The sequence below is a fragment of the Bacillus sp. FSL K6-1284 genome, assembly GCF_038002625.1.
Classification (GTDB): domain Bacteria; phylum Bacillota; class Bacilli; order Bacillales; family Bacillaceae; genus Bacillus; species Bacillus paralicheniformis.
In genome coordinates this window covers 3017573-3033838 of the sequence record NZ_JBBOCW010000001.1, presented here as the reverse complement: position 1 = coordinate 3033838, position 16266 = coordinate 3017573, and the positions used below count along the sequence as shown (strand labels likewise).

At 47.0% G+C, this 16266-nt stretch carries 21 protein-coding genes and 1 other annotated feature; of the genes, 19 read left to right on the top strand and 2 right to left on the bottom strand.

From position 1 onward, the window contains the following. The 10 genes from MHB72_RS15555 to minD all read left to right on the top strand — a co-directional run bounded on the left by MHB72_RS15555 (window position 1) and on the right by minD (window position 8988). Entirely contained in the window at window positions 1–1299 is a 1299-nt protein-coding gene (locus tag MHB72_RS15555) for a bifunctional folylpolyglutamate synthase/dihydrofolate synthase (protein WP_216919863.1), read from the top strand. A 152-nt stretch (window positions 1300–1451) separates the two neighbouring features. Beyond that, window positions 1452–2201, top strand: coding sequence for a prepilin peptidase (locus MHB72_RS15550; protein ID WP_216919865.1), 750 nt, complete (start codon window positions 1452–1454; stop codon window positions 2199–2201). Between the two features lie 205 nt (window positions 2202–2406). Then, the gene (locus MHB72_RS15545; protein WP_216919867.1) at window positions 2407–3441 is read left to right on the top strand and encodes an SPOR domain-containing protein; all 1035 of its coding nucleotides are present in this window, start codon (window positions 2407–2409) and stop codon (window positions 3439–3441) included. A gap of 150 nt (window positions 3442–3591) precedes the next feature. Further along, window positions 3592–4164 carry a Maf family protein gene (locus tag MHB72_RS15540; RefSeq protein WP_020452452.1) on the top strand — a complete coding sequence of 191 codons (573 nt, stop codon included), beginning with the start codon at window positions 3592–3594 and terminating at the stop codon, window positions 4162–4164. A gap of 54 nt (window positions 4165–4218) precedes the next feature. Beyond that, complete coding sequence (radC, locus tag MHB72_RS15535) at window positions 4219–4893, top strand: RadC family protein (protein ID WP_020452451.1); 675 nt, start codon at window positions 4219–4221, stop codon at window positions 4891–4893. A gap of 87 nt (window positions 4894–4980) precedes the next feature. Then, the gene (locus MHB72_RS15530; RefSeq protein ID WP_003184042.1) at window positions 4981–5991 is read left to right on the top strand and encodes a rod shape-determining protein; all 1011 of its coding nucleotides are present in this window, start codon (window positions 4981–4983) and stop codon (window positions 5989–5991) included. A gap of 30 nt (window positions 5992–6021) precedes the next feature. Then, window positions 6022–6930: a rod shape-determining protein MreC gene (gene mreC / locus MHB72_RS15525; RefSeq protein ID WP_020452450.1), complete on the top strand. Its 909-nt coding sequence runs from the start codon at window positions 6022–6024 to the stop codon at window positions 6928–6930. Beyond that, complete coding sequence (gene mreD, locus MHB72_RS15520; RefSeq protein ID WP_020452449.1) at window positions 6927–7445, top strand: rod shape-determining protein MreD; 519 nt, start codon at window positions 6927–6929, stop codon at window positions 7443–7445. The genes mreC and mreD overlap by 4 nt, the downstream gene beginning before the upstream one ends. Before the next feature lie 53 nt (window positions 7446–7498). Continuing rightward, window positions 7499–8179 carry a septum site-determining protein MinC gene (gene minC, locus MHB72_RS15515; RefSeq protein ID WP_101561250.1) on the top strand — a complete coding sequence of 227 codons (681 nt, stop codon included), beginning with the start codon at window positions 7499–7501 and terminating at the stop codon, window positions 8177–8179. A gap of 2 nt (window positions 8180–8181) precedes the next feature. Beyond that, the gene (minD, locus tag MHB72_RS15510) at window positions 8182–8988 is read left to right on the top strand and encodes a septum site-determining protein MinD (protein WP_020452447.1); all 807 of its coding nucleotides are present in this window, start codon (window positions 8182–8184) and stop codon (window positions 8986–8988) included. A gap of 45 nt (window positions 8989–9033) precedes the next feature. Here minD and MHB72_RS15505 read toward each other — a convergent pair whose 3' ends face one another. Both MHB72_RS15505 and MHB72_RS15500 read right to left on the bottom strand, forming a co-directional pair. Continuing rightward, window positions 9034–9357, bottom strand: a complete 324-nt coding sequence (locus tag MHB72_RS15505; RefSeq protein WP_023855421.1) for an ArsR/SmtB family transcription factor — start codon at window positions 9355–9357, stop codon at window positions 9034–9036. Next, window positions 9357–9785 (bottom strand): SRPBCC family protein, encoded by a 429-nt coding sequence (locus MHB72_RS15500; RefSeq protein WP_026579136.1) that lies wholly within the window; start codon window positions 9783–9785, stop codon window positions 9357–9359. The genes MHB72_RS15505 and MHB72_RS15500 overlap by 1 nt, the downstream gene beginning before the upstream one ends. Window positions 9786–9930: 145 nt before the next feature. Between MHB72_RS15500 and MHB72_RS15495 the strand changes: the two genes are divergently transcribed. The 9 genes from MHB72_RS15495 to pheA all read left to right on the top strand — a co-directional run bounded on the left by MHB72_RS15495 (window position 9931) and on the right by pheA (window position 16262). Next, window positions 9931–10722 carry a peptidoglycan DD-metalloendopeptidase family protein gene (locus tag MHB72_RS15495; RefSeq protein WP_216919869.1) on the top strand — a complete coding sequence of 264 codons (792 nt, stop codon included), beginning with the start codon at window positions 9931–9933 and terminating at the stop codon, window positions 10720–10722. After that, window positions 10715–11581 (top strand): M50 family metallopeptidase, encoded by an 867-nt coding sequence (locus tag MHB72_RS15490; protein ID WP_216919871.1) that lies wholly within the window; start codon window positions 10715–10717, stop codon window positions 11579–11581. The genes MHB72_RS15495 and MHB72_RS15490 overlap by 8 nt, the downstream gene beginning before the upstream one ends. 73 nt (window positions 11582–11654) lie before the next feature. Continuing rightward, window positions 11655–11729: a sequence feature (ribosomal protein L21 leader region), on the top strand. Between the two features lie 12 nt (window positions 11730–11741). Next, on the top strand, window positions 11742–12050 hold the full coding sequence (rplU, locus tag MHB72_RS15485; protein ID WP_003184027.1) for a 50S ribosomal protein L21: 309 nt from the start codon (window positions 11742–11744) through the stop codon (window positions 12048–12050). Between the two features lie 12 nt (window positions 12051–12062). Next, window positions 12063–12404 (top strand): ribosomal-processing cysteine protease Prp, encoded by a 342-nt coding sequence (locus MHB72_RS15480; protein ID WP_020452442.1) that lies wholly within the window; start codon window positions 12063–12065, stop codon window positions 12402–12404. A gap of 12 nt (window positions 12405–12416) precedes the next feature. Continuing rightward, window positions 12417–12698 (top strand): 50S ribosomal protein L27, encoded by a 282-nt coding sequence (gene rpmA / locus MHB72_RS15475; RefSeq protein WP_003184023.1) that lies wholly within the window; start codon window positions 12417–12419, stop codon window positions 12696–12698. Between the two features lie 226 nt (window positions 12699–12924). Continuing rightward, window positions 12925–13503: a sporulation initiation phosphotransferase B gene (locus MHB72_RS15470; RefSeq protein ID WP_020452441.1), complete on the top strand. Its 579-nt coding sequence runs from the start codon at window positions 12925–12927 to the stop codon at window positions 13501–13503. Between the two features lie 32 nt (window positions 13504–13535). Further along, window positions 13536–14822, top strand: coding sequence for a GTPase ObgE (gene obgE, locus MHB72_RS15465; RefSeq protein WP_020452440.1), 1287 nt, complete (start codon window positions 13536–13538; stop codon window positions 14820–14822). Window positions 14823–14939: 117 nt separating this feature from the next. Beyond that, on the top strand, window positions 14940–15383 hold the full coding sequence (locus tag MHB72_RS15460; RefSeq protein WP_023855415.1) for an ACT domain-containing protein: 444 nt from the start codon (window positions 14940–14942) through the stop codon (window positions 15381–15383). Between the two features lie 27 nt (window positions 15384–15410). Further along, entirely contained in the window at window positions 15411–16262 is an 852-nt protein-coding gene (gene pheA, locus MHB72_RS15455; RefSeq protein ID WP_216920274.1) for a prephenate dehydratase, read from the top strand. Window positions 16263–16266 lie beyond the last annotated feature (4 nt).

Below are 16266 nucleotides of genomic sequence, written 5' to 3'. Positions count from 1 at the left end.
TTGTTCAAAACGTTTGATGAAGCACTCAGCTGGATTAACGGAAGGCTTAAATTCGGCGTGAAGCCGGGTTTGGAACGAATGGAATGGCTGCTGAGAAAGCTCGGGCACCCCGAGAAAAAGCTTAATGCGATTCATGTCGCCGGAACAAACGGAAAAGGTTCAACGATCGCTTTTCTCCGTACGGTATTAAATGAAGCCGGTTATACAGCAGGCACCTTCACATCACCGTATATCATTACCTTTAACGAACGGATCAGCGTTGACGGCGCACCGATCTCGGACGACGAATGGACGGCGCTCTTTAATGAGGTCGGGCCTCTCGTCCTTGAGCTTGAAAAAACCGAATTCGGAGCAGCCACCGAATTTGAAATTATTACGGCATGCGCATTTTTATATTTTGCTAAATACCGGCGCACCGATTTTGTTATTTTTGAAACGGGATTAGGCGGCCGTTTGGATTCGACAAACGTCGTGAAGCCGATGTTAACGGTCATCACTTCGATCGGCCATGACCATATGGCAATATTAGGCGGCACGCTGAAAGAGATTGCCGCAGAAAAGGCGGGAATCATCAAACACGGCGTTCCTGTTATCACAGCCGTTCATCAGCGTGAAGCAGCTGAAGTGATAAAGCGAAAGGCGATGGAGACAGAATCTGCTTTTATATCCCTTCATGAGGATTGCGAGCTGTCCGGAGAGCGTTCACTGCCCGATGGAGAGGAGTTTTCACTGAAAACACCGTTACATCGTTATGAAAGAATTGAAACAAGCCTGATCGGCACCCATCAGCGGCAAAACGCGTCTTTGGCCATACTTGCGGCCGAATGGCTGACAGCCGAAAAACATGCGGCCATCAGCGAAGAAGAGCTGAAACGCGGCATTCATAAGGCGGGATGGCCCGGCCGGTTTGAGAAGGTATTGAACAGGCCTCTCGTTTATATCGACGGCGCTCATAACAAAGAAGGGGTAGAGCGGCTGGCCGAGACGATCACGTCCCACTTCGACGGGCGAAATATTCACGTATGCTTCAGTGCTCTCAAAGATAAGCCGTACAGAGACATGATCCGCAAAATCGAGTCGTTTGCGTCATCGATTCACTTCACATCTTTTGATTTTCCGAGAGCGGAATCCGCTCAAAAGCTGTTTGAGCAAAGTACCGCTGATCATAAAACATGTGATGAAGACATCGGCTCTGTTTTCCGCTATATCGAAGAACAAGCTGAAGATGAAAAAGCGGTGGTCATTGTTACCGGGTCGCTTTACTTTATTTCCGCTGTCAGGGCAGTTTTAACTGAATAAAAAACATAAAAATGCGCTTTTGGCCATCGGCTGACTGCGCATTTTTATGTTTTATGAAAAGCGGAGGCGCTTCATATTTGCTAAAATAACAGCCTCAGGAAGCCGCTTTTTCCCATGAAGCGGTTAAATTTGATTGTGCGAGGCTGATAGTGATGTTCATCTTTTACCTTTTTACGGCGGGGTTAGTGCTCGGTTCCTTTTTTAGTTCAGCCGGGCGACGCATCCCTGAAAAGATATCATTGATTGCTCCGCGTTCCCTCTGCCGGGCTTGCAAAAGAAAGCTGGGCCTCGCGGAGCTGATACCTGTTTTGTCCTATTTGATGCAGCGGGGGAGGTGCAAGGGGTGTCAAACCCCGATATCGATCGTGTATCCGGCAGTTGAGCTCTCCGCCGCCATCCTGTTTGCGTTTGCCGGTATGCAGGTTGGGCATCAGGGGGAGCTGGTGATTGTGCTTGCTCTTATTTCCCTGCTTTTGATCGTCTTTGTATCTGATGTGACACATATGGTCATTCCGGATGCTGTGCTTTGTTTTTTCCTGATTGTCTTTGCTGTCGGACGGTTTCTTGTTCCCCTCGAGCCGTGGCATTCCGGTTTAAGCGGTGCGTTTGCCGGCGGCATGCTTCCGCTCTTGACGCTGCTTTTGACGAAAGGAGGGATCGGCTGGGGGGACGTAAAGCTGTTTGCGGTGCTCGGCATGGCGCTCGGCAGCCGCCTCCTCATTCTCGCTTTTTTCCTTTCGGCAGCCGCAGGAACGATGCTTGGTCTGATTGCATTGCTGGCAGGAAAGCTAAAGAAAAATGAACCTATGCCGTTTGCTCCCGCGATTCTGATCGGGACGCTGATAAGCTGTTTCTATGGAAATCCAATGATCGAGTGGTATCTTCAAATGGCACGGTGGTGAAAAATTTGACGAAACCTTTTTGGGCAAGACGACAAAAGTCTTGTTCTTTTTTTTTGAGGCTGTGATAAAGTGTGGACAATAAGAGGGACAGCCTTTGGGAGAACTCCTCCTTCCTTCTGGCTTCCCTCTGCCGATCGTATAGAGAGCGGCCAATCTGCCGCCTAATCTCAATATAAAACAATAAACGGAAAGCGAGGGAAGCCACATGAAAAAACGGAAGAGCAAGAAAAACTCAGCTAAAAAAGTGCCCCAGGAAGACCCGCTTAAAGTGATGATCAATGGCAGAGAAGAGACCATCTACGGAAATGAAAAAGAGTTTTCCAACAGAAATGAAGAAAAGAAGTTCACCTTTTCAAACTGGGAAGAAAAGAGAAAGGCGGAACGGGAAATATCGGCTTCAAAAGAGGACGGCGCACCTGAAACAGATGAATTTACATGGACGCCTCCAGACGAAGAAGAAACCGTGTACAAAGACGATCCCAAAGTGGTGGCGCCTTATCAAAAGAAAAACGAGGCTAAAAATAACCGAAAAGCGAAAATGTCCCTTACGTTTCCTTTGAAGCGCTTTGCTGCAACCATTATCTTTGCTGTGTTGCTCGGCACGGGACTCGGGCTGTTCGCGCTGAATCTCGCAACCCATAAAGAAGGAGTGCCGGCATCCGGCAGCTTGGGTGCGGATGCGGAAAACGGACAGGCGGTAAAAGCCGGTGACTCAGGTGCCGAAGAGAAAAAGAGCGGACAAAAAAATAGCGGACAAGCGGGAGAATCTTTTCACAGCTTTGCCGTTCAGGCCGGCAAGTTTTCATCTAAAGAAGGAGCGGAGACGCTGGCCTCTCAAATCGTAGACAAGGGGTATGCCGCCGTTTCGATTGCCAAAGACGACGGATTTTATGTGATCGCCGGAATAACAGGGGAAAAACAGATGACATCTGAAATTGGCAAAATATTAATCGAAAACGATTTTGAAGCGTGGGGCGGAAAAGAGCTTCCGGTTGCACTCGAGCCCGGTTTGCTAGAGCCTTTTAAAGAAGCGGCCGAGCTGTCGGCAAAAGCGATTCTCGGCGCGGAGGTTACATCTCAAAACATAGCTGATGTCAAAGCTGAACTTGACGGCGCCAAATCAAAAGGAGAATCTGAAGAGGTAAAGAAGAGCATACTGGAAGCCGTCAACCTGCTTGAGAAACCGACCGCAGCCAACGGCTGGAAAAGCCAGCAGCTATTGCTGAGCCAAATAAAATAAAAAAACCAGCAGAGGCGCTGGTTTTTTTATTTTCACGATTTTTGTCATTAAAAAGTTACTTTTCTGAAATTGTGGCGGCGGCGTTCTTTTGGTAGGATAAAACAGGTATCTTTTTTTCCTATGCAAAAACCTTTGAAAGGATGTCTTCTTATGACCCGACAGCTCATATTGGCTTCACAATCACCCCGCAGAAAGGAACTCCTCGATCTTCTTCAGATTCCATACAGCATCGTTACGAGCAACGCGGAAGAAAAATTAATTCGAAACTTTTCACCAGCAGAAAACGTCAAATGGTTGGCGGAACAAAAAGTGCGTGCAGTAGCCGAACAATATCCTGATGCCGTCGTGCTTGGCGCCGACACCATTGTTCTTTATGACGGGGCTTATTTGGGCAAGCCCAAAGATGCCGAAGATGCAAAAAGGATGCTGAGCATGCTTTCGGGACAGACCCATTCAGTGCTTACCGGCGTCTGCATTAAGGACGGCGAGAGATGCGAAACATTTTTTGAAGAAACCGAAGTCTTTTTTTGGCCTCTTGAAGAAAAGGAAATCAGCGCTTACATCGCTACAGGAGAGCCGTTTGATAAAGCCGGTTCATACGGAATACAAGGAAAAGGCGCGCTTTTTGTCAAACAGATAAAGGGAGACTATTATACAGTTGTGGGTCTTCCGATTTCCAAAACGATGAGAATGCTGAAAACGTTCGATCTTCACTCCTTTTGATAAACCGAACGAGAAGGGAATCAAAAGGGAGGGTTTATCATAAGCGATCTGCCGTTGAAATTAAAGGATTTTCCTGATGAAGAAAGGCCGCGGGAGCGCCTTCTCAACACAGGCGCCGAAAGTTTGTCAAACCATGAACTGCTCGCGATACTGCTCAGAACCGGGACGAAAAAAGAATCGGTTCTTCAGCTTTCAAGCCGGCTGCTTCAAACGTTTGACGGCCTCCGTTTGTTAAAAGAAGCATCCGCTGAGGAGCTTTCAAGCATTTCCGGGATCGGCCGCGCCAAAGCCGTGCAGATTTTGGCGGCGCTCGAACTTGGCCGGCGCATTCACAGCCTTGCCTGCAAAGACCGTTATGTGATCCGTTTTCCCGAAGATGCGGCCAATTTTTTAATGGGGGATATGCGCTTTCTGTCTCAGGAGCACTTCGTATGCCTGTATCTGAACACGAAAAACCAGGTGATCCACAAGCGAACAATTTTTATAGGAAGCTTGAACTCTTCAATCGTCCATCCGAGGGAAGTGTTTAAGGAAGCTTTAAAGCGCTCCGCAGCCTCATTCATCTGCGTCCACAATCATCCGTCCGGAGATCCGGCTCCAAGCCGCGAAGACATAGAAGTTACACAGCGCCTTCACGAGTCCGGACAGCTGCTTGGAATCGAATTGCTCGATCATATCATCATCGGTGATCAAAAATTTGTGAGCTTAAAAGAAAAAGGATATTTGTAACACTTTTTTTTTCATTAAATTAAGCTATAATAGAATTTATGGGTTTTTGCTTAGGAATATTGTTTTAAGAAAGGAAGATACATACAAATGTTTGGAATTGGTGCGAGAGACCTTGGAATAGATTTAGGAACGGCGAATACGCTTGTTTTTGTGAAAGGTAAAGGAATTGTCGTCAGGGAGCCTTCCGTCGTTGCGCTGCAAACAGATACAAAGCAGATCGTTGCAGTCGGAAACGATGCGAAAAACATGATCGGACGTACGCCCGGCAATGTCGTCGCCCTCCGCCCGATGAAAGATGGCGTAATCGCTGATTATGAAACAACAGCGACAATGATGAAACATTATATTAGCAAAGCTGTTAAAAACAAAGGCTTATTTGCGAGAAAGCCTTATGTCATGGTTTGTGTCCCGTCGGGAATTACGGCGGTTGAGCAGCGTGCGGTAATCGACGCTACGCGCCAGGCCGGGGCGAGAGATGCATATCCGATTGAAGAACCGTTTGCAGCGGCGATCGGAGCCAATCTTCCTGTTTGGGAACCGACTGGAAGCATGGTGGTCGACATCGGCGGCGGAACGACCGAAGTCGCGATTATTTCCCTCGGCGGCATCGTCACATCCCAGTCTATTCGCGTTGCCGGTGATGAAATGGATGAAGCAATCATTACTTATATTAGAAAAACATATAACTTGATGATCGGTGACCGTACTGCGGAAGCGATCAAACTTGAAATCGGTTCTGCCGAAGCTTCTGAAAACGGAGAAAGCATGGAAATCCGCGGCCGCGATCTTTTAACAGGTCTGCCGAAAACGATTGAAATCACTGAAAAAGAAATTACAGCGGCGCTTCGCGACACTGTGACTGCAATTGTCGATGCCGTAAAAAATACGCTTGAAAAAACTCCGCCTGAACTCGCGGCTGATATTATGGACCGCGGAATCGTCCTGACAGGAGGCGGTGCGCTGCTGCGTCACTTGGACAAAGTCATCAGCGAAGAAACGAAAATGCCGGTTTTAATTGCGGAAGACCCTCTTGACTGTGTAGCGATCGGAACAGGTAAAGCTCTCGAGCAAATTCATCTATTTAAAGGCAAAAATTAAGGACACAGGGAATAGAAGAGGTGTATAATCATGCCGCAGTTTTTTACGAATAAACGGTTGATGCTTTTACTCCTTTGTATCATCATTTTAGTGGCAATGATTGGATTTTCGTTAAAGAATGACCGGAATGCAACTTGGCCCGAAAAATTTATTGGCGATACAACTGGTGTATTCCAGACGATTTTTCATACGCCCGCTCAATTTTTTGCGGGCTTCTTTGAAAATATCGAAGACTTAAAAAATACGTACAGCGAAAATGAGCGCCTGCGGAAAAAGCTCGACGGCCAGACGCAATACGAGGCAAAGCTGCAAGAGCTTGAAAATGAAAATAAGTCTTTAAGAAAAGAGCTCGGCCATTTGAAATCAATTAAAGACTACACGCCGATTCTGGCGACTGTTATCGCCAGAAATCCCGATAAGTATGAGTGGTGGAACCTGATCACGATTAACAAAGGTTCTAAGCACGGCGTCGAAAAGGATATGGCGGTCACAGATGAAAACGGCAACTTGATCGGAAAAATCAAAAGCACTAAAGTGAACAATTTCACTTCCACCGTCCAGCTTTTAAGCGCAACAGACAGAAACAACAGAATTTCTACGGTTATCGCTGCAAATAAAGGCAAGAAAACGGTCAACGGAATCATCAACGGCTACGACTCCGAGAAAAAGGCGCTGTCAATGGAAATCATTGAGCCTGATGAAGACAGGGAAGTGAAAAAAGGAGACCTCGTCGAAACTTCCGGTGCGGGCGGCGTTTTTCCGAAAGGCCTGACAATCGGAAAAGTGACAGAGGTTGAACCCGATTCCTACGGCTTGACAAAAATCGCTTATGTAGAGCCGGCGGCCGATATGTATAACCTTGATAACGTGATCGTCGTCGACAGAACGCTTGATACGGTGGATGTCAACAAGATGGACGATGAGGAGGAAGGTTCGTGAAACGCTTCCTTCTTCCCGTCGTGATGATGTTTGTTTTAGTATCTGACAGCGTCTACGCGGATTTTGTCAACCTGCCTTTTGTGACGGAAGAACAGCAGCTCATCCCGCGTTTTCTGCTGCTTGTCTTAGTTTTTATGACGGCTTATGTCAATCAGCCTTTTGCCATTACATATGGATTTATTTTCGGACTGTTATATGATATTAATTACACCGACCTTTTAGGTGTATATATGTTCGGTTTTGCCGGTATTTGCTATTTATCGTCAAAAGCATTCAAAGTATTGCAGACAAACGCGCTGGTCGTCATTTTTATTTCGCTGCTCGCCGTCTGTGTTCTTGAATTTTACCAATATGGCGTGCAGATGCTGATACGTCCGGAAATCATGCCGTTCCATCAATTTGTGCTCGGCAGGCTCCTGCCTACGCTTGGGCTGAACGCCGTTGGCGGCCTTTTGCTCATTTACCCGTTCAAATGGTTTTTTACCAGTCTTAAGAAAGAGCTGAGGAATGAGTAAAAGAGGATTTTATGAGCCGATGTCGAAAAGAGTATGATGTTGAGGTGAACACCGTGAAGACCCAAAAGCAGCAATACGTAACAATTAAAGGAACGAAAAATGGATTGACGCTTCATCTTGATGACACATGCTCTTTTGAAGAATTATTGTACGGTCTTCAGGATATGCTGTCACTCGAACATTATATGGATGGAAAAGGCCAGAAAATCAGTGTGCTCGTTAAGCTCGGCCACCGTTATGTGACCGAGGAGCAAGAACAGATCTTGACCGATGTGATCACTGAGAAACAAAATCTGTTCATCCACTCCATTGAAAGTGAAGTCATAACCAAAGATGAAGCAAACCGTTTAAAAGCGGAAAGCGAAATTATTTCTGTCGCTAAAATTGTCCGTTCAGGGCAAGTCCTCGAAACGGAGGGTGATTTGCTTCTGATTGGGGATGTGAATCCGGGAGGAATGGTGAAGGCCGGAGGGAATATTTTCATCCTCGGCTCATTAAGAGGGATTGCCCACGCCGGTTTTAATGGAAATAAACGAGCTGTTATTGCGGCTTCGGATATGAGACCGACTCAATTGCGTATCAATCATGTGCTCAATCGCTCCCCAGACCACATCCAAGAAGGGAACGACATGGAATGTGCTTATTTAGATGAAAATGAGAATATGGTCATTGACCGCCTTCAGCAATTAGCTCATTTAAGACCTAGTTTAACAAGGCTTGAGGGAGGAATGTAAAATTGGGTGAAGCTATCGTAATAACCTCGGGGAAAGGCGGAGTAGGCAAAACGACGACATCCGCAAATCTTGGCACCGCCTTGGCCATTTTGGGAAAACGGGTATGTCTCGTTGACACGGATATCGGCCTGCGCAATCTTGATGTCGTCATGGGCCTTGAAAATAGAATCATATATGATTTGGTAGATGTCGTTGAGGAGCGATGCAAAATCCATCAGGCGCTTGTGAAAGATAAACGCTTCGATGATTTGCTTTATTTGCTCCCGGCCGCCCAGACAAGCGATAAGTCGGCTGTTCTTCCCGAGCAGATGGTCAAGCTTGTCCAGCAGCTCAAACAAGACTTCGACTACATTGTCATCGACTGCCCTGCAGGGATTGAGCAAGGTTATAAAAATGCGGTCTCGGGCGCTGACAAAGCGATTGTCGTGACGACACCGGAAATCTCCGCTGTTCGTGACGCCGACCGGATCATCGGCCTGCTTGAAAAAGAAGAAAATATTGAGCCGCCGAGACTTGTCGTCAACCGGATCCGCAACCACTTAATGAAAAACGGCGATACGCTGGATGTTGATGAAGTCATTCAGCACTTGTCGATCGAACTGATCGGTATTGTTGCGGATGATGACGAAGTGATTAAAGCTTCCAATAACGGGGAGCCTGTCGTCATGGATCCGAACAATAAAGCTTCAATCGCATACCGGAACATCGCCCGCCGCGTGCTGGGCGAATCTGTGCCTTTACAGTCGTTTGAAGAAGAAAATAAAGGCGTTTTCGCAAAGATTAAATCATTTTTCGGCGTACGCGCTTAACTTGCAAAAAAGCAATCTCCAAAACGAGATTGCTTTTTTGCAGTTTCATTGATCGTTTTCGACTTTGTGCTTTAACAAGGAAAGCTTATTGTCCCAATACATGTCGAAGTAGGCGAGCCACTGCTGCAGCTCCGCGAGAGGTTCGGGATGAAGCCTGTACAGTTTTTCTCTGCCCGCTTTTCTTCCGCTGACAAGTCCGGCTTCTGACAAAATTCTCAGATGCTTTGAAACAGCCGTTCGGCTCATCGGGAAATGAGTGCTGATATCTGTTACAGGCAATTCCCTGCCGGCGAGGAGCTTCAGCATCTTTCGCCGTGAGGGATCGGAAACGGCTTGGAACACATCATGTTTTACGGCCGATGATGTCACTAGCCTTCAACTGCCTGACGCAGCTTTTGATTGACGATCACTTCCCAGCCGCCATTCATCCGATTGCGGACATCCGCTTGTTTTTCTCCCGCTTTTGCAACCGTTTCTTCCGGCGCGCCCCATCCTGAATGAATCAGGGTAAATTCGGTTTTTTCTGCAGACAGCTCTTTCAATTCAAATGTGACGATCCATCCCGACGTATCCCAGCTGAAAGCGAGTCGATGTGGCGCTTCAAGCTCGATCACTTTGCAAGGGGAGGGGCCGAACGGAGACTGCAAGGTGAATTCACAGCCGATCACCGGACGGAAATCATTTGGCATAAACCAGGCGGCGATGCCTTCACTGGTGGCGACGGCCTCCCACACTTTTTCTATCGATGCGTGAAAAACAGCCTGTTTATGTATATCAGGCACTTGTTGATTGCTCATAATAGACCTCCTAGAAAAAAGTAAAACCAAAAGGTTTCCTATCTATTATATGAAACCTTTTGGTTTTATGTCAATATACCGTCATAAACGCCTAGGACAAGACATATCATTGAACAAACGAACCTGAATGTAAAGGATGAGGGTTATGAGTCATAGAGCAGATGAGATTCGAAAAAGAATGGCCAGGAAAAGAAAGCGGAAGGCGCCGGATAAACAGCCCTTTTCGTCAGGCGGCAAAAAGCTGCCGGTCAAGCCGCCTGCATGGACAGCCTTTTCGGAAGATGAAAAGGCCGGAGACTTCCCTCCGCCTGAGGGAAGCTCCCTGCTGATAAATGGGAAGCACCCTCTTGTCAAAGCGGATGCGCTCATCATGAAATGTCTTCTGTCGGCATGTCTTGTCCTTGTGTCCGCTATTGCCTACAAAGGCCAGTTTGAACCCGCAAACCAAATCAAACCGGTCATCAGCCAGGTGTTTACTGAAGAGTTCCAATTTGCGGCTCTCCAGAATTGGTATGAATCCAAGTTTGGCGATCCCCTCGCATTCTTTCAACCGAAAGGTGACAAACCATCCAGTCAGGTCGAGGTGAATCAAGATCTCGCTGTTCCTGCCATGGGAAAGGTTCAGGAGAAATTCTCAGGCCAGGGCATTAAGGTAGAAACAGAAGACGAAACGATCCGCAGCATGAAGGAAGGCTATGTCATTGAAGTGGACAAAAATCCGGAAACGGGCCTGACGGTGGTTTTGCAGCATGCGGACAACAGCTATACCTACTACGGCCAGCTGAAAAAAGCGGATGTCGCTTTATACGATTTTATAGATAAAGGAACGAAGCTCGGAACGATTAAGCAGGATAAAAATCAAAAAGGCGTCTATTACTTCGCGATCAAACAAGGAGAGGAATTTGTTGATCCGATACAGGTGATTACATTTGAATAAATGGACGGAGCTCTTCACCAAGCTTCACATTCACCCGCTGCTGTGGCTTGTCATGGCGATCGGTATCATGACAGGACATATTAAAGCGCTGTTTTGTTTAATGATCGTTATTTTGATCCACGAGCTTGGCCACGCTGCTGCTGCCGTTTATTTTTCATGGAGAATTAAAGGCATTTTCCTGCTGCCTTTTGGGGGAACGCTTGAAGTCGATGAACATGGCAACAGACCGTTAAAGGAAGAGCTGGCCGTCATCGCCGCGGGGCCTGTTCAGCATATCTGGCTTCAATTTGCTGCATGGCTTTTGGCGGTCAATTCGCTCGTCAGCCCTCATATATTTGAAACGTTTACCTTTTACAATCTGACCATCCTCTTGATTAATCTGTTTCCGGTTTGGCCGCTTGACGGCGGGAAGCTGCTGTTTTTGCTGTTTTCAAAACACCTTCCGTATCAGAAAGCACAGCGGGTGATGCTGGCTGTGTCGTGCTTTTGCTGTTCTGTTTTAATCGCGGCAATTCTGTTGGTTTCCCCGTCACAGCTGAGCGCTTGGGTGCTCCTCGTATTTTTGGCTGCATCTCTTTACCAGGAATATCGCAATCGCCATTACGTCCATATCCGTTTTTTGCTTGAGCGCTATTACGGAAAGGAGAGGGAAGTGCGACGCCTCGCCCCGATCACGGTGTGCGCTGAACAGCAGATTTATGAGGTCATGCTCCTGTTTAAACGAGGCTGCAAACACCCGATCATTATTGAGAAGGACGGACAAAAACTGAGCCAGCTTGATGAAAACGAAGTTCTCCACGCTTATTTTACAGACAAGCGCACGACTTCCTCAATGGAAGATCTGCTTTTGGTTTATTGACCGTCCATCCTTCTAAAAGACATTGACACTCGGGCTCTTTTCTGGTATATTTTTTAATGTTATGGATGTAGCACCCGTGCTACAACCGCTCAGCACAGGTGTTAAGTGCTTTCTTAGCCCCCTGTGATTGGCGAGTCTTAGTTTATTAGGAGGTGCAGAGATGTACGCAATTATTCAAACAGGCGGAAAACAAATCAAAGTTGAAGAAGGCCAAACTGTATACGTCGAAAAGCTTGCTGCTGAAGCCGGCGAAACAGTTACTTTTGACAACGTATTGTTTGTCGGCGGTGAAAATGTTAAAGTTGGCAGCCCTACGGTTGAAGGCGCTACGGTAACAGGCAAAGTTGAAAAACAAGGCCGTGCGAAAAAAATTACCGTATTCAAGTACAAGCCGAAGAAAAACCAACATAAAAAACAAGGTCATCGTCAACCTTACACTAAAGTTGTAATCGAAAAAATCAACGCTTAAGGCGTGTATGATATGATTCATGCAAAGGTTACCAGAGCCCGATCGAACAAAGACATCTTAGGCTTTGAAATGTCGGGACATGCGAATTTTGCTGAACATGGTCAGGATCTCGTTTGTGCAGGGGCATCGGCGGTCGCCTTTGGAGCTGTCAATGCCGTCATGAAGCTGACGGGCATTGAGCCGGTCATTGACCTCGGGGAAGACGGAGGATTTTTATCTTTCGGATTCCCGGACGGTACGGATCGGGAGGCTTTTGAAAAGGCGCAGCTCCTTCTCGAAGGCATGATCGTCTCCCTTGAAACGATCGAACGAGACTACAAAGGTTACTTAAAAGTAACGACGAACAAAATATAGGAGGTGAGCTACATGCTAAGATTAGATCTTCAGTTTTTTGCATCTAAAAAAGGAGTAGGTTCAACGAAGAACGGACGTGACTCTGAGGCGAAGCGCCTAGGTGCTAAACGTGCAGACGGTCAATTCGTATCTGGCGGTTCCATCCTTTATCGTCAGCGCGGAACAAAAATCTATCCAGGTGAAAACGTTGGGCGCGGCGGAGATGACACTCTATATGCAAAAGTCGACGGAACTGTTAAATTCGAACGTTTCGGCCGTAACCGCAAAAAAGTGAGCGTATATCCTGTAGCCTAACCTTTAAACGAAACTCCGGTCGTTCTGACCGGAGTTTTTTACATACAGCACCGTGACTTGCTGAAAAACACCTTCCCGCCCCCTGGACAAGGCCGGGTTTCCGCTCTGATTCTGCTTCTTTAAAGTATATAAACGTGTTTCATTTATACTGCCTTCTCTGTTATAATTCAAAGTACAAACTGAATCAGACTCCTAAAATAGAGAACAAACGATTGGGAGTGCAAAAATGGAAGAAACTTCGAAAAAACAAGAAAAGACGATGGACGATAAGGCTTTGACCCATGAGCTTATTCATCTGCTCAGCCATTCAAGGCACGACTGGATGAATAAACTGCAATTGATTAAAGGAAACTTAACATTAAAAAAGTATGACCGCGTATTTGAAATTATTGATGAAGTGGTCATCGAAGCTCAGCATGAATCAAAGCTTTCAAACCTTAAAATCCCGCGTGCGGCGTATGAGCTGCTTACATTTAACTGGATGGCCCATTCGCTGACGCTTGAATATGAGGTGATCGGTCAGGTCAGAGATTTGTCAGCTTATGAAGAGAAGCTCGTCGTTTTCGTCAGAAAGCTGTTTGGGACTTTTGAGGATGCCGTTTTGAAAGGCGGCGACAATCATCTGACGATCACGCTGCAGACGGACGGTCCGGACGACCGGCTCGTCATCTTTCTGGATTTCCACGGCGTATTCACAAAGCTGACCGGTATCAAAGACTTTCATCATTCACTGGCTGATTTTTATGAAATCAAGCGGCTTGATGTAACAGACCGTGAGTGCATCGCTGAAATTCATATCAAGTAAAGCGGTTTTTTAGGAATAGAACGGAGGACATTATGTTTGTTGATCAGGTAAAAATATACGTAAAAGGCGGAGACGGAGGCAACGGAATGGTTGCTTTCCGCCGCGAAAAATATGTGCCAAAAGGAGGCCCTGCCGGAGGTGACGGCGGAAAAGGCGGAGACGTCGTTTTCAAAGTTGACGAAGGCCTCAGCACGCTGATGGATTTTAGATATCAAAGACATTTTAAGGCGACGCGCGGAGAACACGGCATGTCTAAAAACCAGCACGGCCGAAATGCAGAAGACATGGTTGTAAAAGTCCCGCCCGGCACGGTTGTCATTGACGATGATACAAAGCAGGTCATCGCTGATCTAACGGAGCACGGACAGGAAGCCGTCATCGCAAAAGGAGGACGCGGCGGACGAGGCAATACCCGTTTCGCGACGCCTGCCAACCCGGCGCCGCAGCTTTCTGAAAACGGCGAACCCGGCAAGGAGCGCTATATCGTTCTCGAGCTGAAAGTTTTGGCCGATGTCGGTCTTGTCGGTTTTCCAAGCGTTGGAAAATCAACACTCCTGTCTGTCGTGTCTTCGGCCAAGCCGAAAATTGCCGATTACCATTTTACAACGCTGAATCCGAATCTCGGAATGGTCGAAACGGAAGACGGACGCAGCTTTGTAATGGCGGATCTTCCGGGACTGATTGAGGGGGCGCACGAAGGGGTTGGCCTCGGACACCAATTCCTCAGACATATCGAAAGAACGCGCGTCATCGTGCACGTGATCGACATGTCGGGTCTTGAAGGGCGCGACCCGTATGAAGATTATGTGACCATCAATAAAGAGCTTGAACAGTATAATCTGAGGCTGACAGAACGTCCTCAAATTATTGTCGCCAATAAAATGGATATGCCGGATGCGGAAGAAAATCTGAAGGCATTCAAAGAAAAGCTTACAGATGATTATCCTGTTTTTCCAATCAGCGCGTTGACCAGACAAGGATTGAGGGATCTGCTGTTTGAGATTGCCGACCGTTTGGAAACGACGCCGGAATTCCCGCTCTACGACGAAGAAGACATGACTGAAAACAGAGTCATGTATAAGCTTGAGGATGAGGAAGCGCCGTTTGAGATCAGCCGTGATCCTGATGGCACCTTTGTGCTCAGCGGAGCCAAGCTTGAACGCTTATTTAAAATGACGGATTTTTCAAGAGACGAGTCTGTTAAGCGTTTCGCCAGACAGCTTCGCGGAATGGGCGTTGATGACGCGCTTCGGGCCCGCGGTGCAAAAGACGGAGATACGATCCGTCTTCTCGAATTTGAATTTGAATTTATCGACTGATCATACCGGAGGGTTTGCCAGGCAAGCTCTCCGACTTTTAGCTGAAAGGAACGCCTTTCCTTTCGCTTGCTGGATCAATGTAAAGGAATCAGGGTTTTTAAAAGGAGAGAAAAGTCTGTGAAAGAGGAGACCTTTTATCTTGTCAGGGAAGACGTGCTGCCGGAGGCAATGCGGAAAACACTTGAGGTCAAAAAGCTGATTGAGCGGAAAAAAGCGGAATCTGTAGCTGAAGCCGTCCAAAAGGTAGATTTGAGCCGAAGCGCTTTTTACAAGTACAGAGATGCGGTTTTTCCTTTTTATACGATGGTCAAGGAACAGATTATCACGCTTTTTTTTCATTTGGAGGACCGCTCGGGAACGCTGTCCCATCTGCTCCAAGTGGTGGCTGAATCGGGCTGCAACGTGCTGTCGATCCACCAGACCATCCCTCTTCAAGGAAGAGCGAATGTCACGCTGTCCGTCAGTACGAGAGGAATGGATGGAAATATCGATTTGCTGATGAACAAATTAAGAAAGCTGGAATTCGTAGAAAAGGTCGAAATACTAGGTTCGGGCGCTTAAAGGGAGAGAATGTCATATATCATGAGTATGAGAGTAGGTTATTTAGGTCCAGAAGCAACATTTACGCACCTTGCCGTCTGCTCCTGCTTTTCAGATGCAGACCAGCAAGCATTTAACACGATACCCGCCTGTATGGATGCGGCGATGAACGGTGAGATTGATCTGGCTGTCGTCCCGCTTGAAAATGCGATTGAAGGATCGGTGAATCTGACAATAGACTACTTAATCCACGAACAGCCTCTTTATATTGTCGGAGAAATCACCGCTCCCATCCGTCAGCATTTACTTGTGCATCCTGCAAGAAAAGAGGCTTGGGAAGACATTCAGAAAGTTTATTCCCATTCCCATGCCATCGCGCAATGTCATAAATTTTTGCACAGCCGGTTCCGCTCCATTCCGTTTGAATATGCGACATCCACCGGTGCAGCTGCAAAATACGTGAGTGAACATCCGGATGAGAACATCGGCGTGATTGCCAATGAAATGGCAGCCGCTACGTATGGATTAGACATCGTCAAAAGAGATGTGCATGACTATGAATACAATCACACGAGATTTGTGATGCTTCATCCGAATCACGAGGCATCTCCGCCGGTCAATCCGCACTTGACGGGAAGGCCGAAAACGACTTTGCTGGTAACCCTTCCTTCGGACAGATCAGGGGCTCTCCACCAGGTGCTGTCGGCTTTCGCCTGGAGAAATTTGAATCTTTCTAAAATTGAATCGCGGCCGACAAAAACCGGTCTCGGCAATTATTTTTTCATTATTGATATTGAAATGGCACTGGACGATGTGCTGATTCCAGGTGCGATAGCTGAGCTTGAAGCTTTGGGCTGTAAGGTGAAAATGCTCGGAGCCTACAATGCGTATACATTATAAAGAA